This window comes from Methylobacterium sp. Leaf99 (genome assembly GCF_001422375.1).
In the GTDB taxonomy this organism is placed as follows: domain Bacteria; phylum Pseudomonadota; class Alphaproteobacteria; order Rhizobiales; family Beijerinckiaceae; genus Methylobacterium.
In genome coordinates this window covers 222,051-237,389 of sequence record NZ_LMMU01000007.1, presented here as the reverse complement: position 1 = coordinate 237,389, position 15,339 = coordinate 222,051, and the positions used below count along the sequence as shown (strand labels likewise).

Below are 15,339 nucleotides of genomic sequence, written 5' to 3'. Positions count from 1 at the left end.
TCTTGAACACCAGGATCGGACTTCTCCTCGTCGGCCTCGTGGTCGGCGGCCTCGTCGGGTACCTGACCCGGCCCCAGGCCGCCGAGATCAAGATCGGTGACTTCAGCCTCGAGGTTCAGGGGGACAAGCCGGCCGGTACGGGCGGCGGCTCCCTGACCACCGGCCAGATGCAGCATATCGGCATCTTCGCCGTCATCGGCGCGGCTCTCGGCCTCGGCGCCGGCTTCGTCGCCGGTCGCGGCCGGGCCTGAACCGTTCCACGGCGCACGGCCCCGGGCCGCGCGCCGTCCCTCAACGACAGACACCCCGAACCGGGATTCGCGACGTCATGGCCACCTTCCAGTTCGATTTCGTCGGTCCCGAGCGGACGGTGTATTCCGGCCCCATCGAGGCCGTTCAGCTGCCCGGCGTCGAGGGCGAGATGACCGTCCTGCCGGGGCACGCCCCCGTCCTGACCGCCCTCAAGGTCGGCGTCATCGTCATCAACGAGGCGGGTCACACCGGCAAGCGCGTGCTGGTGCGCGGCGGCTTCGCCGATATCGGCCCCACCTCCGTCACGGTCATCGCCGAGCGGGCCAACCCGTTCGAGGAGATCACGCCGGAATCCCTCGATCGCGACATCGCCGCCATCGAACTCCAGCGCGACGCGACGACGGATTTCGCCAAGAAGGACGAGCTCAACGGCCAGATCGTCCAGCTTCAGGACGCCAAGGTCGCCCTCGCGTTCTGAGACCGGCGCTCCGAGGCTCAGTCCAGGGCGCGGGCGAGCAGAATCCTGCGCGTGCCCGCATCGGCCTGACAGCCTCCGGCGAGCCAGACCGCCCGGGCGCGGCCGAGCCGCCGCCCGATCTCCGGCCCGGCCGGGATGCCCAGGGCCATGAGGTCGCCCCCGGTGAGGGGGAAGACCGGGACGGGCACGTCGCCCCGCACCATCCGCCCGAGCAGGTCGCGGGCCTCCGCCGTCAGATGCACCCGGTCGCCGCCGTCCAGAGCGGCGAAAGCGAGCGCGAGCGCCCGGATTCCGTGCACCACCGTCAGGCTGCGGACGCCGAAACCGTCGATCTCGGCCCTGTCCTTCACGGCGACGAGCGCCCCGGCATAGGCCACGAGCCCGTTCTGCTCCGCCTTCGACAGGCGCAGCCGCTGGGCCAGCCGCTCGGCGTCGTCCACCGAGAACACCGCGAGGGCCGCCAACCGTGCGGTCTCGTCCCAATTCGGCCGCGCCACCCGTTCGAACCGCCGCAGGTCGCCGATTCCGCCGACAAGGCGGCCGAGGAGCCCGGTCTCGCTCAAGGTCGTCATCGCCGGCACCGCACCGGGGGCGAGGAGCAGCTTCAGGAATTCCGCCCGCACCCGCTCGCGCGACAGGCCATCGAGGGAAGCCCGCGCGCCGATGCAGGCCGCCAGCCCCTCGGGATCGGGCGCCCCGGCGCCGTAGCGGGCCTGGAACCGGAAGAACCGCAGGATGCGTAAGGCATCCTCGCGGATGCGGGTCGCGGCCTCGCCGATGAAGCGGACGCGGCCGGCCGCGAGGTCCGCCAAGCCCCCCGTCGTGTCGTGCAGTTCCCCGTTCGCATCGACCGAGAGGGCGTTGATGGTGAAATCCCGCCGCGCCGCGTCGAGGCCGAAATCGCGGCCGAAGCGGACCACGGCGTGGCGCCCGTCGGTCTCGATGTCCTCCCGCAGGGTGGTGACCTCGAACGTCGCCCCCTCGGCCATGAGCGTGACGGTGCCGTGCGCAATCCCCGTGGGGATGCTGCGCAGGCCGGCGGCACGGGCGCGGGCGATGACGGCCTCGGGCAGGAGCGTGGTGGCGAGATCGATGTCGTTGGACGGGTGGCCGAGGAGCGCGTCGCGGACGCAGCCGCCGACGAGGCGGGTGTGCTCGCCCGGGACGCTCAGGGCCGTCAGCACCCGGGCGAGGCCGGGCGCCGTGAGGAGACGGCCCGGTCCATCGGGATCGAGGCGGTGCCCGCTCACTGGAACTGGCCCGGCACCACCACGCCGTTCTCCATGTGCGGGGGCACGTAGCCGCCGCGATGGCGCTCGCCGAACAGGCCCGTCGCCACGAGGGACAGGATCACCAGAACGATTCCCGCCAGGGTCAGGCGGAAGACTTGGCCCTGCCAATGGGCATGGTGCCGGGGATGCCGGCCGCTGAGGGCGAGATACCCCGCGAACAGCAGGAACGGCAGGAGGAAGATCAGGACTTCCTCGACGAGCTTGCGGATCATGACATTCTCATTCGGGCCGGCGCGCGGCGCGCCGGATCAGGGATACAGGCGCTCGTGCAGGTTGTTCACGATGCCGGCCGTCACGCCCCAGATCCGATGGGCGCCGTAGGCGATCACATAGTAGCGCCGGGTGCGTCCCCGCCAGATCGCACTCTCGATCCGGCGTCGGCCCGGGTCGAAGAGGTAGGACAGGGGTGCCTCGAAGGTCTCGGCGACCTCGTCGGGGTTGAGGCGCAGGGTGGCGTCCGGATCGACGAGGCCGAGCACTGGCGTTACCAGGAATCCCGTGGCCGAGAGGTAGGGATCGAGGTAGCCCAGCGTCCGGATCGCGCCGGCCGCGAGGCCGATCTCCTCGTGGGCCTCGCGCAGGGCGGCGTCGGCGGGCGTGGCGTCCGTGGGGTCGATCTTGCCGCCCGGAAACGCGATTTGGCCGGAATGGTCGCGCAGGTGCGCCGAGCGGACGGTGAACACGACGCCGAGCCCATCGGGCCGCGGCACCACCGGCACCAGCACCGCCGCGTGCCGGTGCGGCCCCTCCGGCACCACGTCGATGCCGTCGAGGTCGTGGTCGCCGCGCGGGTTGGCCGTCGGGTCGCCCGGCCCCGGCGGTTCCGCATCGAGATACCGGGCGGCGCGCCGGACGAGATCGGCGACGGCAGCATCGCTCATGCGACGCCGCTGGGCGCGATCCGGTGGAACGTGCCGCCGGCCGCGATGCCGAGCCAGCCGTCGCGCTCTTCGGCCAGGGCGACGAGGTCGTAGGTCAGAGCCCGGGTGACCAGGGCCCACAGGCCGCGCCGGACGTGGACGTAGGGGCGCAGGCCCCCGGCCTCGTCCTCCTCGAACCGCAGGGCGTGATCGGAATCCACCGCCACGAGGTCGTCGACGTTGGTGCGGAGCGCGATGCGGCGGCCGTCGCCGTCCCCCTCCACCGCCATCTCGACGGCGACGAAGGCGGCGTCCTCCACGGTGATCCCGACGCTCTCCACGGGCGTCACCAGCACGACGCGGCCATCGGGCTCGCGCCGCAGGATCGAGGCGAACAGCTTGACGAGCGCCGGGCGCCGGATCGGCGCGCCATCGTGGAACCACGTCCCGTCGGCGGCGATGCGCATGTCGATGGGCCCGCAATAGGGTGGGTTCCACTGCTCGACGGGCGGCGGTCCGCGCCGGGGCAGGTCACCGAGGGCGGCGCTCAGGCGGTCGATGGTCGGATCGGATTGCGACGGCGTCATACCCATCAAGATAGCGCTTGGGGACGGCTTGGGAACGCCCGCGACCGCAATCGGCGCGATGGGCGCCTGCGTCCGATTCGCGGCCGGAAAGGCACTGTCAAACGCAAGGCGCCGCCTGCGTCGTCGCGCCGACCTTGCCAGGGTGGCGCAAACGGCGCCACACTTGTCGCTCACGGCCGGCCTCCGGCCGATCCCATTTCCCCGCCATCGACCTCAAGACGTCGAAGCGGACCGCGAGGACCGACACCGCATGACGCAGGGCTCCCAGCCGGCCACGACCCTCGACGACGGCATCGTCGCCACGGCGGAGGCGTGTCTCGGGGCCGTGGGCGGCGCACGCGAGGCGGTCCACAAGGTCATCTTCGGCCAGGAGCAGGTGGTCGATCTCTCGCTGATCACCATCCTCTCCGGCGGCCACGGCCTGCTCGTCGGCCTACCCGGCCTCGCCAAGACCAAGCTGGTGGAGACCCTCGGCACCGTGCTCGGCCTCGACGGCCGCCGGGTCCAGTTCACCCCCGACCTGATGCCCTCGGACATCCTCGGCACCGAAATCTTGGACGAGGACGCCAACCGGCACCGCTCGTTCCGGTTCGTGAAGGGGCCGGTCTTCACCCAGCTCCTCATGGCCGACGAGATCAACCGCGCCAGTCCGCGCACCCAGTCGGCCCTGCTGCAGGCGATGCAGGAGCATTTCGTCTCCGTCGCCGGCGAGCGCCACGACCTGCCCCGGCCCTTCCACGTCCTGGCGACCCAGAACCCCATCGAGCAGGAGGGCACCTATCCGCTGCCGGAAGCCCAGCTCGACCGGTTCCTGCTGGAGATCGACGTCGGCTATCCCGACCGGGCCGCCGAGCGCCGCATCCTCATCGAGACCACGGGTGTCGACGACCACAAGCCCCAGGCGGTGATGACGACGGAGCAGCTCCTCACGGCCCAGCGCCTCGTGCGCCGCTTGCCCGTGGGCGATGCCGTGGTCGATGCGATCCTCGACCTCGTGCGCTCGGCCCGCCCCGAGGGCGGCGACCCGTCCCTCAAGGGCAAGCTCCTGTGGGGACCCGGCCCCCGCGCCAGCCAGGCCCTGACCCTGGCGGTGCGTGCCCGCGCCCTCATCGAGGGCCGCGTCGCGCCCTCCATCGCCGACGTGAAGGCTTTGGCCGAACCCGTCCTCAAGCACCGCATGGCCCTGAGCTTCGCCGCGCGCGCCGACGGCGAGACCATTCCGGGTCTCATCGCCGGGCTCGCGGCCAAGCTCTAGCCCATGGCCATGGTCCCCACGCGGATGGCCCCCACGCGGGTGCTCGCCGCCGAGGCCCGATCGCCGGGGCGGCGCGAGACCGAGAGCGCCCTCTCCCTCGCCGAGCGGATGCCGCGCCTGATCCTCGAGGCGCGCCGCGTCTCGACCACCCTGGCCCACGGCCTGCACGGCCGCCGCCGGGCCGGACCGGGCGAGAGCTTCTGGCAGTTCCGCCCCTTCGTCGCCGGCGAGGCCGCCGCGCGCATCGACTGGCGCCGCTCGGCCCGCGACGACCGGCTGTATGTGCGCGAGCGCGAATGGGAGGCGGCCCACAACATCTGGTTCTGGATCGACCGCTCCGCCTCCATGGGCTTCGCCTCGCACCTCGCCCAGGCCCCCAAGGTCGAGCGCGCCCTGGTCCTGGCCTTCGCCCTCGCCGACACCCTGGTGGAGGGCGGCGAGCGCACGGGGCTCCTGGGCCTCACCCGCGCCGTCACCTCGCGCCGCATCGTCGAGACCCTGGCCCAGGCCCTCGTCGGCGACCGGGCCGGCCTCACCCGCGACACGCCGCCCCGCGCCACGCCGGGCCGCTTCGACGAAGCGATCCTGATCAGCGATTTCCTGTCGCCGCTGGCCGACGTGCGCGCCGCCGTGGAGACCATCGCGGCGCACGGCACCCACGGTCACCTCGTGATGATCGTCGATCCCGTGGAGGAAACCTTCCCGTTCTCGGGCCAGGCCGTCCTGCACGACCCCGAGACGAGCCGGAGCCTCGCCATCGGCGATGCCGGGGCCTGGGGCGAGGCCTACCGCGCGCGCATCGCCGAGCACCGGGCCGGCCTCTCCGAGGTCGCCCGCGCCCAGGGCTGGACCCTGACCATCCACCGCACCGACCGACCGGCCAGCGAAGCCGCCCTTCGCCTGCTCACCCTCGTCGCCGCCGCGCGCGGGACCGGCTGAGGATCGACACCGTGCTCGGATTGCCCCTGACCTTCGCCGCGCCCCTGGCGCTCGCCGCGCTCATCGCCCTGCCGGCCCTGTGGTTCCTCCTGCGGGTGACGCCGCCGCGCCCGCGCCGCATCGACTTTCCGCCCCTGGCGATCATGGCCGACCTGCTGCCCAGGCGCGAGACGCCGGCCCGCACGCCGCCCTGGCTCCTGATCCTGCGCCTGCTCGTCGCCGCCTTCCTGATCCTCGCCGTCTCCGGCCCGGTCTGGAATCCGTCGGGCCTCGGCGGGGAGGCCGGCCGCACGCCCCTCGTGGTGCTGATCGACAACGGATTCACTGCCGCCCACGACTGGCGCAAGCGCCTGAGGGTCGCCGACGACGCCGTCGAGACCGCCGCTCGCGACGGGCGGCCCGTGGCCCTGGTGGCCCTGGCGGAACCGGCCGCGCCCATCGAGGTGCGCGTGCCCGCCGACGCGCTCGAACGCCTGCGCGCCATCGCGCCCCGGCCGCATCTCGCGACGCGCGGCGCGCATCTGCCCGCCCTCGCGGCGTTCTTCGACCGCAGCCCCGGTGCGGCCGCCCTGTGGATCAGCGACGGCGTCGCGGGGCCGGGCGAGGACGCCTTCGCCGGGGGCCTCGCCGACCTCGTCCGCAAGCACGGCACCAGTCTCACCATTCTGAGGGCCGACCGTCCGCCGGCCCTCGCCCTGTCTGCCGCCGAATCCGGCGGCCGGCTGACCGCCCACGCCCTGCGCGCATCGCCCAATGGCCGCGACGCCGGAACCGTGCGCGCCCTCGATCAGAAGGGCCTGCCGCTCGCCGAGCAGGGTTTCACCTTCGCGGACGGTGCCACGGAGGCCGAGATCGGCTTCGACCTGCCGGTGGAACTGCGCAACGGCATCAGCCGCCTGGAGATCCTCGGCGAGCGCTCGGCCGGTGCCGTGACCCTCGTGGACGAGCGCGGCAAGCGCCGCCGCGTCGGCCTCGTCTTCGGCGGCACCAGCGATCAGGCCCAGCCGCTCCTGGCCCCGACCCACTACCTGTCCCGCGCCCTGGTGCCCTTCGCCGACGTGCAGGAGCCGCGCGGCGTCAAGGGCGTCGCCGAATCCGTGGCGCAGATGCTCGACGGGCAGGTCTCCGTCCTGGTGCTGGCCGATGTCGGGGCCCTCGACGCCGCCACCCTGGAGCGCGTCGAAGCCTTCGTGGACGGGGGCGGCCTGCTCCTGCGCTTCGCCGGGCCGCGGCTCGCCGCCGGCAACGACCCCCTCGTGCCCGTGCGCCTGCGCCGGGGCGGCCGGACCCTCGGCGGCACCCTGTCTTGGGACAGCCCGAAGACCCTGGCGGCCTTCGCCCCCGAGAGCCCGTTCGCCGGCCTCGTCTCCCCGGCCGATATCGGGGTGCGGCGCCAGATCCTCGCCGAGCCAGACGGCGAGCTGCCCGGCCGCACCTGGGCCTCCCTGCAGGACGGCACGCCCATCGTGACGGCGCAGAAGCGGGGCCAAGGCCTCGTGGTTCTGTTCCACGTCACCGCCGACACCACGTGGTCGAACCTGCCCCTGTCGGGCCTGTTCATCGACATGCTGCGCCGGGTGGTGGCGCTCGCCGGCACCGGCGCGGCCCCGGCCGGCGACGTCGCCCGTCCCCCCGCCGCCGTGCTCGCCCCGCGCCTGACCCTCGATGGGTTCGGGGCCCTCGGCACGCCGCCGGCCGGCGCCACCGCCGTCCCGGGGGATTACGCCGAACGCGGCTCGTTCGAGCATCCGCCCGGCTTCTACGGTCCCGCCGATGGCGGCGTCGCCGTCAACGCCCTGACGGCGGCCGACCGCCTCAAGCCCCTCGACTTCGCCCCCCTGGCCGCCGCCCGCACGGGGTCGCTCGCCGGCGCCGAGACCCTCGATCTCCGCGCCACGCTCTTCACCCTGGCCCTCATGCTCCTTCTGCTCGACACCCTCGCGGGCCTCTGGCTCGGCGGCTTCCTTCGCCGCGTCGGCGGCCGCGCCGCCACGGCCGCCGCCGTCATCCTCTGCCTCGCGGCACCGAACCTCATGCCGGCGCGGGCCCAAGCCCAAGCCCAGAGCCAACCCCAGGCGGCCGGACGGCCGAACGGCATCGACTCGGCCCTCGCCACGCGTCTGGTCTTCGTCGTCACCGGCGACGAGGCGGCGGACACGGCGAGCCGCGCCGGCCTCGCCGGCCTGACGCAGGTGCTCGCCAACCGGACAGCCCTGGAGCCGGGCGACCCCATCGGCATCGACCCGGCCAAGGACGAGCTCGCGTTCTATCCGCTGATCTACTGGCCCATCGTCGCCGGCAGGCCCCAGCCAAGCGCCGTTGCGATCCGGCGCATCGACGCATTCATGCGCAACGGCGGCACCGTCCTGTTCGACACCCGCGATGCGCTCACCGCACGCCCCGGCGGGCCGCCGACGCCGGAAGCCCTGTATCTCCGCACCATGCTCTCCACCCTCGAGGTTCCCGAGCTCGAGCCGATCCCGGCCGACCACGTGCTGACCAAGGCGTTCTACCTCGTGGACACGTTCCCCGGCCGCTACGCCACCGGTCAGACCTGGGTCGAGGCACTGCCCCCGGCCGCGGAGGGCACCGAGCGTCGCCCGGCGCGGGCCGGGGACGGGGTGTCGCCCATCGTCATCACGGGCAACGATCTCGCCGCCGCCTGGGCCGTGGGCAAGCGCGGCGAGCCGCTCTACCCCGTCGTCGGCGGCGAGGAGCGCCAGCGCGAGATGGCGTTTCGCGGGGGGGTCAACTTCGTGATCTACACCCTCACCGGCAACTACAAGGCGGATCAGGTCCACGTGCCGGCCCTGCTGGAGCGGTTGGGTCAGTGAGGCGGCGGGTGCGACCACGCCGGGGGAGGCAATCGCCCCGATTTGTGATATCGAAAAGCGATACTATATGAACTTGAGCGGCAGGCATCGCGCGACCCTCGAAGCGATCTTCGCCGAGCCGGTTCGGGCCGGCATCGCCTGGTCGGACATCGAAGCCATGCTGAGGGCCTCCGGCGCGCAGATCGAGGAAGGCCGGGGCTCCCGCGTGCGGGTCGCCCTGAATGGTGTGCGGGCGGTCTTCCATCGACCGCATCCGCAGAAGGAAACTGACAGGGGTGCGGTGAAATCCGTGAGGCGCTTCCTCACCGAGGCGGAGATGACGCCATGACGATGATGCGTTGCAAGGGTTACGAGGCCCTCGTCGAATACGACGAGGAGGCCGATCTGTTTCATGGCGAAGTGATCAACTTACGCGACGTGATCACCTTCCAGGGGCGATCCGTCGATGAGTTGAAGCAGGCCTTGTCCGACAGCATCGACGATTACCTCGCCTTCTGCGCCGAGCGCGGCGAGGAGCCGGAGAAGCCCTATTCGGGGCAGTTCGTCGTCCGCGTCGAGCCGGTTCTTCACCGGGCCGTCGTCTCGGCCGCCAAGCGTGCCGGGATCAGCCTGAACAAGTGGGTGGCCCGCACCCTGGAGCGGGCGACCGCATGACCATGGCTCGGGAGGCCACACGCCGATGCTGAGCCTCAGCTTCACCCCCCTCGTGCCGTGGCCGGTGCTCGTCGGCTTCGGAATCCTCGTGGCGGTCTTCGCCGTGCTGGCGCTCCTGGCGCGGGGCGGGACGGCCCTCCTGCGCGCCCTGGCGCTGGCCCTGGTGCTCCTCGCCATCGCCAACCCGGCCCTGGTCCGGGAGGATCGCGAGCCGGTGAAGGACATCGTCGCCGTGGTGGTGGACCGTTCGGGCTCGCAGGGCCTCGGGGACCGGCCGGCCATGACCGATGCCGTGCGGGCCGAGCTCCAGCGCCGCTTCGGTGCGCTCACGGGGATCGAACCGCGCTTCGTCGACGTGCCCGACGCCAAGGACAGCGACGACGGCACCAAGCTGTTCACCGCCCTGTCGCAGGCGCTCGCCGACGTGCCGCCCGAGCGGCTGGCCGGGGTGGTGATGCTCACCGACGGCGTGGTGCACGACATCCCGGCCTCCGCGGCAGCCCTCGGCATCAAGGGGCCGCTCCACGTCCTCGTCACCGGCCATCCGGATGAGCGCGACCGCCAGATCAGGCTCATCGAGGCGCCGCGCTTCGGCATCGTCGGGCGCGATCTCACGGTCCGCGCCGAGGTGATGGAGCGCGGCGGCACCGGCAACGCCGTCGTCACCGTGCGCCGGGACGGCGAGGAAGTGGGACGGCGCACCTTCCCGACGGGACGGCCGTTCTCCCTGACCATGCGGATCGAGCACGGCGGCCCCAACGTCGTCGAGATCGAGGTCGAGCCGCTGCCCGGCGAACTCACCGTCGTGAACAATCGCGCCGTGCTGCCCATCGAGGGCATCCGCGAAAAACTCCGGGTGCTGCTGGTCTCGGGCGAGCCGCACCAGGGCGAGCGCACCTGGCGCAACCTGCTCAAATCCGACGCCAACGTCGACCTCGTGCACTTCACGATTCTCCGGCCGCCGGAGAAGCAAGACGGCACGCCGATCTCGGAGCTGTCGCTCATCGCCTTTCCGACGCGGGAGCTGTTCGTCCAGAAGATCAAGGATTTCGACCTGATCATCTTCGACCGCTACGCCAATCAGAGCGTGCTGCCGCAGGCCTATTTTGACAACATCGTCCGCTACGTCCGCGAGGGCGGGGCGCTCCTCGTGGCGGCGGGACCGGAATTCGCGGGCCAGGCGAGCCTGTCGCGCACCCGGCTGTCGGCGATCCTGCCGGGCGAGCCCAACGGCCGCGTCGTCGAGCAGCCCTACAAGGCCGGGCTCACGGGCATCGGCACCCGCCATCCCGTCACCCGGGCGCTGCCGGGCTCGGAGGCGTCGCCCCCGGCCTGGGGCGACTGGCTGCGCATCGTCTCGGCCCAGGTGAAGCCCGGCATCCAGCCGATCCTGCAGGGTCCGAACGCCCTGCCGCTCCTGGCCCTGTCGCGCGAGGACAAGGGCCGCGTCGCCCTGCTGCTGTCGGATCATGCCTGGCTGTGGGCGCGGGGCTACCAGGAGGGCGGTCCGTACCTCGACCTCCTGCGCCGCCTCGGCCACTGGCTCATGAAGGAGCCGGCCCTGGAGGAGGAGGCCCTGCGGGCGCAGACCACCGGGCGCGGGCGCGAGGTCCGCGTCGAGCGCCAGACCATGGCCGACACCGTCGAGCCCGTCACCGTCACGGGCCCCACGGGCACAGAGCGCACACTGACCCTGGCGCAGGCCGAGCCCGGCCTGTTCTCGGCGACCTTCGAGGCGGACCAGCTCGGGCTGCACACCCTGCGCTCGGGCGGCCTCGTCGCCTTCGTCAGCGTCGGCCCGCCGAACCCGCGCGAACTCGCCGACGTGTTCAGCGACACCGAGCGCCTCAAGGCCCTGGCCGAGGCCACGGGCGGCTCGATCCGCCGCGTCGCCGAGGCCGGCGGCACGGTGGTGCCGCGCCTCCAGGCCGTGCGCGGCGGGCGGGCGAGCGGCGCCGACTGGATCGGCTTCCGCCCGAGCGACAGCGCCAACATCCGCGGCGTCGCGGTCTATCCCCTCGCCCTCGGCCTGTGGGCCCTGGCGGCGCTGGCAGCCGCGGTGCTGGCCATGTGGCTGGTGGAGGGCCGGCGCGGCCGGACGGCGTGACGCCGGCGGTCAGGGACGGGAAACCACGTTCCGTCGACGGGCGGTGCGTTTAAGGTCCGCGAAGGGCGAGGATTGCATACGGTATACGATCGCCCCGCGTGCCCCGGACCGAACCGAGCCCATGCCCCTGACCCTCGTCGACACCGCCGCGCCCTCCCAGGTCGAAGCGGACAGCATGCGGCTTTCGGAGCTTCTGGGCGCCCTGAGCCACGCCCTTGACCTCACGGAGGGTCAGCCCGTGGGCCATTGCGTGCGCGCCTGCTGGATCGGCGTCCATGTCGGCCGGACCATGGGGCTGCCCGATCTGCAGCTCTGGGAGCTGTACTACGCGATCCTGCTGAAGGACCTCGGCTGCTCGTCCAACGCCGCCCGGATCTGCCAGCTCTATCTGGCCGACGATCTCACGTTCAAGCACGACTACAAGACCGTGAGCGACCGCCTGCCCCAGGTGCTCGGCTTCGTGTTCTCGCATACGGGCCTCAACGCGGGACTGGCCGACCGCTTCCGCGCCATCCTCAACATCCTGCAGAACGGCGGCGAGATCGCCCAGGAACTCATCGAGACCCGCTGCCAGCGCGGCGCCGAGATCGCCCGGCAGATGCGGTTTCCCGAGGCCGTCTGCGGCGGCATCCTGGCCTTGGACGAGCACTGGAACGGGCAGGGCAAGCCGAACAAGCTCGAAGGCCCGGCGATCCCGCTCTATGCCCGCATCGCCCTGCTGGCGCAGATCGTGGACGTGTTCCACCGCTCGGCCGGCCGCGACGCGGCCATGGCGGAGATCCGCTCGCGCACGGGCACGTGGTTCGATCCGCAGGTGGTGGCGGCCTTCGAGCGCGTCGCCGGATCGGAGGCGTTCTGGACGGTCCTGGCGTCGGACGATGTCGAGGACGCGGTGTTCGCCCTCGAGCCGGCCCGGCGCCAGATCGTGGTCGATGCCGACTACCTCGACGACATCGCCCGGGCCTTCGCGCAGATCATCGACTCGAAGAGCCCGTTCACCTCCGGCCATTCCGAGCGCGTCGCGGTCTATGCCGACCTCATCGCGGAGGAACTCGGCTTCGATTGCGAGCGCCGTCGCTGGCTCAAGCGCGCCGCCCTCCTGCACGACATCGGCAAGCTCGGGGTCTCCAACGCCATCCTCGACAAGAACGGCAAGCTCGACGACGCCGAATGGGTGGCGATGCGCAACCACGCGGCCCTCTCCGAGAACATCCTCGGCCGGGTCATCGCCTTCCGGGACATGGCGCGCATCGGCGGCGGGCACCACGAGCGCCTCGACGGCAAGGGCTATCCCCGGGGCCTCGCGGGTGAGGCCATCTGCATGGAGACCCGCATCGTCTCGGTCTCGGACGTGTTCGACGCCCTCACGGCCAACCGCCCCTACCGGGCGGCGATGCCGATCCCGAAGGCCCTCGGGATCATGCGGGCCGAGGTCGGGACGTCGTTCGACCCGCGGTGCTTCGCGGCCCTGGAACGGGCGCTGTCGAAGCTCGACGCGCTCCGGGACGCGGCCTGACCGCCCCGCCGGGGGCCGACCTCACGCCCCCCGGCCGGCGAAGAACCGCGCGATCTCCGCCGCCGCCCGGTCCGGGGCCTCCCGATGCGGGAAGTGCCCGACGCCCTCCAGGGGCGCGAGGTCGAGGTCCGAAAACGTCTCGCCAAGGCGGTCGGTCCAGGCGTAGGGGAACAGCGGGTCGGCGGTGCCCCAGCGGATGCAGGTCGGCACGGCGATGGGGGCCTGGGGCGGGGCCTTGCCTTCGATCATGGCGAGGCGGCCACCTTGCGCGCTGACGTACCAGTTGAAGCCGCCCTGGAGGTTGCCCGGGGCCATGAAATTGTCCGTGAAGGCGTCGAGCACGTCGTCGAAGGCGGCCGGGTTGCCGCCGGCCCAGTGCCGCAGGAAGTGGCCGATATGGAGCCGGCAGGCTTCGCGCGAGGTGCCGACGAGGGCGGCGGCGAACGGCTTCACGTGAAACGACTGGTACCAGATCTCGGCGAGCATCTCGGGTGCCGCCAGGCGCGGGCCGATGCCCGGATAGGGGCAATCGAAGAAGAACAGGCCGGTGAGGCGCTCGGGGGCGCGGCGGCCCAGGGACTGGCCGACATAGGCGCCGACATCGTGGCCGACGAGTCCGGCGCGTTCGATCCCGAGGACGTCGAGAAGTCCCAGAATGTCGGCGGCGTGGACGTCAGCGCCGGCCTTGTCCGAGGGGCCGGGATCGGGCTTCTCGCTGGCGCCGAAGCCCCGCAGATCCGGGACGATGAGGTCGAAGCGGTCGGCCAGCCGGGTCATGACCGGCTCCCAGGTCAACCAGAATTCCGGCCAGCCGTGCAGGAGCACGAGGGGCTGGCCCTGTCCCGCGCGCGCGACGTGGAGGTCGATGCCGTTGGCGCGCACGGTCTCGTGGCGGATCGTCGAGGGGCTGTCCGTCATCGTTCGCTCCCGCGCGGCCGTCGCGCGGAGGGTCAACGCGTGCGCACCGCGCTCACGTTCCCCGCAACCGTCTCGGCGGCGCCGGGCACGAGTTCGCACCACAGGAAGCGGGCGGGATCGACGGGGCCGGGCGGGATCAGCCGGCCCGGCGGCACCGGGCTGAAGCCGAAGCGGCGGTAATAGGGGGCGTCGCCCACCAGCACGACGAGGCCGTGGCCGGCGGCGCGGGCGGCGTCCAGGCTCGCCCGCATCAGTGCGCCGCCGATGCCGCGCCCCTCGAAGCTCGGATCGACGGTGAGGGGTCCGAGCACGAGGAGCGGGCCTTGCGCCTCCGCCGGCCCGAGGCGCACGGAGCCGACGAGGTAGGTGCCGACCAGCGCCGTGAAGCACAGGTCGGTCAGGGGCGTGGCGCCCTCGCGCAGGCGGTAGGCGGTGCGGGCGAAGCGCCCCGGCCCGAAGGCGCGGGCATGCAGGCGCTCGATGGCCTCGGCGTCCCCGGGATGCTCCGTCCGCAGGATGAGCGGCAGGGAGGTCACGTGGCCCGGGCCGAGAAGTCGATGCGCGGGTCGATCCAGGTGTAGATCAGGTCCGACAGGAGGTTCACCGCGAGCCCCACGAGGGAGAAGATGTACAGGGTCGCGAACACCACCGGATAGTCGCGCCCGACGATGGAGGTGAAGGACAGGAGCCCGAGACCGTCGAGGGAGAAGATCGTCTCGATGAGGAGCGAGCCGGTGAAGAAGGCCGAGATGAACGCCGCCGGGAAGCCCGCGATGACGATGAGCATGGCGTTGCGGAACACGTGCCCGTAGAGGACCCGGCGCTCGGACAGGCCTTTCATCCGCGCGGTGAGCACGTACTGCTTGCGGATCTCGTCGAGGAACGAGTTCTTCGTCAGCAGGGTCGAGGTGGCGAAGGCCCCGAGCACCAGGGCGGCCAGCGGCAGGGCCATGTGCCAGGCGTAGTCCACCGCCTTGCCCCACAGGCTTAAGGTGTCGAAGTTCTCGCTGGTGAGGCCGCGCAAGGGGAAGATCTGGAAGAACGAGCCGCCGGCGAACAGGATGATGAGGGCGATGCCGAACAGGAAGCTCGGGATCGCGTAGCCGACGATGACGACGCCCGAGGTCCAGAGGTCGAAGCGCGAGCCGTCGCGCACGGCCTTGCGGATGCCCAGCGGAATCGAGATGGCGTAGGAGATCAGCGTCATCCACAGCCCCAGGGAAATCGAAACCGGCAGCCGCTCGCGGATCAATTGCAGCACCGACACATCGCGAAAGTAGCTGTTGCCGAAATCGAACCGGGCGTAGTCCCAGATCATCTTCAGGAAGCGCTCGGGGGCCGGCTTGTCGAAGCCGAACTGCTGTTCGAGCTTCTTGATGAAGGCCGGGTCGAGACCCTGCGCCCCGCGGTAGCGCGCGCTGCCCTCGCCGCCGCCGCCGGCCCCGGACTTGGCCGCCCCGCCGAGGTCGCCGGCCCCGCCGGTCACCCGCGACAGGCTGCCCTCGCCCTGGCCCTGGAGCTGGGCCAGCACCCGCTCGACGGGCCCGCCGGGGGCGAACTGCACGATGACGAAGGTGATGAGCATGATGCCGAGGATGGTCGGCACCATGAGGGCGAGGCGGCGCAGGATGTAGGAGAGCAAGCGGG

At 72.1% G+C, this 15,339-nt stretch carries 16 protein-coding genes; 9 read left to right on the top strand and 7 right to left on the bottom strand.

The window, feature by feature from the left end:
- Nucleotides 1-2: 2 nt before the first annotated feature.
- Both ASF28_RS12180 and atpC read left to right on the top strand, forming a co-directional pair.
- Nucleotides 3-251, top strand: a complete 249-nt coding sequence (locus ASF28_RS12180; protein ID WP_056092644.1) for a hypothetical protein — start codon at nt 3-5, stop codon at nt 249-251.
- Between the two features lie 77 nt (nt 252-328).
- Entirely contained in the window at nt 329-730 is a 402-nt protein-coding gene (gene atpC / locus ASF28_RS12175) for an ATP synthase F1 subunit epsilon (RefSeq protein ID WP_056092641.1), read from the top strand.
- Between the two features lie 17 nt (nt 731-747).
- Here atpC and ASF28_RS12170 read toward each other — a convergent pair whose 3' ends face one another.
- From ASF28_RS12170 to ASF28_RS12155, 4 genes are read right to left on the bottom strand one after another with little or no spacing between them, the layout of a single operon-like run.
- Nucleotides 748-1,980 carry a CCA tRNA nucleotidyltransferase gene (locus tag ASF28_RS12170; protein WP_056092638.1) on the bottom strand — a complete coding sequence of 411 codons (1,233 nt, stop codon included), beginning with the start codon at nt 1,978-1,980 and terminating at the stop codon, nt 748-750.
- Nucleotides 1,977-2,234: a DUF6111 family protein gene (locus ASF28_RS12165; protein WP_056092635.1), complete on the bottom strand. Its 258-nt coding sequence runs from the start codon at nt 2,232-2,234 to the stop codon at nt 1,977-1,979. Before ASF28_RS12165 ends, ASF28_RS12170 begins: the two co-directional genes overlap by 4 nt.
- A 36-nt stretch (nt 2,235-2,270) precedes the next feature.
- On the bottom strand, nt 2,271-2,903 hold the full coding sequence (locus ASF28_RS12160) for a CoA pyrophosphatase (RefSeq protein WP_056092631.1): 633 nt from the start codon (nt 2,901-2,903) through the stop codon (nt 2,271-2,273).
- Nucleotides 2,900-3,469 (bottom strand): DUF1285 domain-containing protein, encoded by a 570-nt coding sequence (locus ASF28_RS12155; RefSeq protein WP_056092628.1) that lies wholly within the window; start codon nt 3,467-3,469, stop codon nt 2,900-2,902. Before ASF28_RS12155 ends, ASF28_RS12160 begins: the two co-directional genes overlap by 4 nt.
- Before the next feature lie 250 nt (nt 3,470-3,719).
- Between ASF28_RS12155 and ASF28_RS12150 the strand changes: the two genes are divergently transcribed.
- From ASF28_RS12150 to ASF28_RS12120, 7 genes are all read left to right on the top strand, one after another.
- Entirely contained in the window at nt 3,720-4,724 is a 1,005-nt protein-coding gene (locus ASF28_RS12150) for an AAA family ATPase (protein WP_056092624.1), read from the top strand.
- A gap of 24 nt (nt 4,725-4,748) precedes the next feature.
- On the top strand, nt 4,749-5,663 hold the full coding sequence (locus ASF28_RS12145) for a DUF58 domain-containing protein (RefSeq protein WP_056094113.1): 915 nt from the start codon (nt 4,749-4,751) through the stop codon (nt 5,661-5,663).
- 11 nt (nt 5,664-5,674) lie between these two features.
- Nucleotides 5,675-8,497: a DUF4159 domain-containing protein gene (locus ASF28_RS12140; protein WP_056092622.1), complete on the top strand. Its 2,823-nt coding sequence runs from the start codon at nt 5,675-5,677 to the stop codon at nt 8,495-8,497.
- A 67-nt stretch (nt 8,498-8,564) separates the two neighbouring features.
- Nucleotides 8,565-8,825 carry a type II toxin-antitoxin system HicA family toxin gene (locus tag ASF28_RS12135; RefSeq protein WP_056092619.1) on the top strand — a complete coding sequence of 87 codons (261 nt, stop codon included), beginning with the start codon at nt 8,565-8,567 and terminating at the stop codon, nt 8,823-8,825.
- Nucleotides 8,822-9,151, top strand: coding sequence for a type II toxin-antitoxin system HicB family antitoxin (locus ASF28_RS12130; protein ID WP_056092616.1), 330 nt, complete (start codon nt 8,822-8,824; stop codon nt 9,149-9,151). The genes ASF28_RS12135 and ASF28_RS12130 overlap by 4 nt, the downstream gene beginning before the upstream one ends.
- Nucleotides 9,152-9,176: 25 nt before the next feature.
- Nucleotides 9,177-11,258, top strand: coding sequence for a hypothetical protein (locus tag ASF28_RS12125; protein WP_056092612.1), 2,082 nt, complete (start codon nt 9,177-9,179; stop codon nt 11,256-11,258).
- 121 nt (nt 11,259-11,379) lie between these two features.
- Nucleotides 11,380-12,774 (top strand): HD-GYP domain-containing protein, encoded by a 1,395-nt coding sequence (locus ASF28_RS12120; RefSeq protein ID WP_056092609.1) that lies wholly within the window; start codon nt 11,380-11,382, stop codon nt 12,772-12,774.
- Nucleotides 12,775-12,795: 21 nt separating this feature from the next.
- On the opposite strand, the gene ASF28_RS12115 is transcribed toward ASF28_RS12120, so the two are convergent.
- Genes ASF28_RS12115 through ASF28_RS12105 form a run of 3 tightly spaced genes read right to left on the bottom strand, consistent with a single transcriptional unit; the run spans nt 12,796 to nt 15,334 of the window.
- Nucleotides 12,796-13,692: an alpha/beta fold hydrolase gene (locus tag ASF28_RS12115; RefSeq protein ID WP_056092606.1), complete on the bottom strand. Its 897-nt coding sequence runs from the start codon at nt 13,690-13,692 to the stop codon at nt 12,796-12,798.
- A gap of 32 nt (nt 13,693-13,724) precedes the next feature.
- Nucleotides 13,725-14,228: a GNAT family N-acetyltransferase gene (locus tag ASF28_RS12110; protein WP_056092603.1), complete on the bottom strand. Its 504-nt coding sequence runs from the start codon at nt 14,226-14,228 to the stop codon at nt 13,725-13,727.
- Entirely contained in the window at nt 14,225-15,334 is a 1,110-nt protein-coding gene (locus tag ASF28_RS12105; protein ID WP_056092601.1) for a microcin C ABC transporter permease YejB, read from the bottom strand. Before ASF28_RS12105 ends, ASF28_RS12110 begins: the two co-directional genes overlap by 4 nt.
- Nucleotides 15,335-15,339 lie beyond the last annotated feature (5 nt).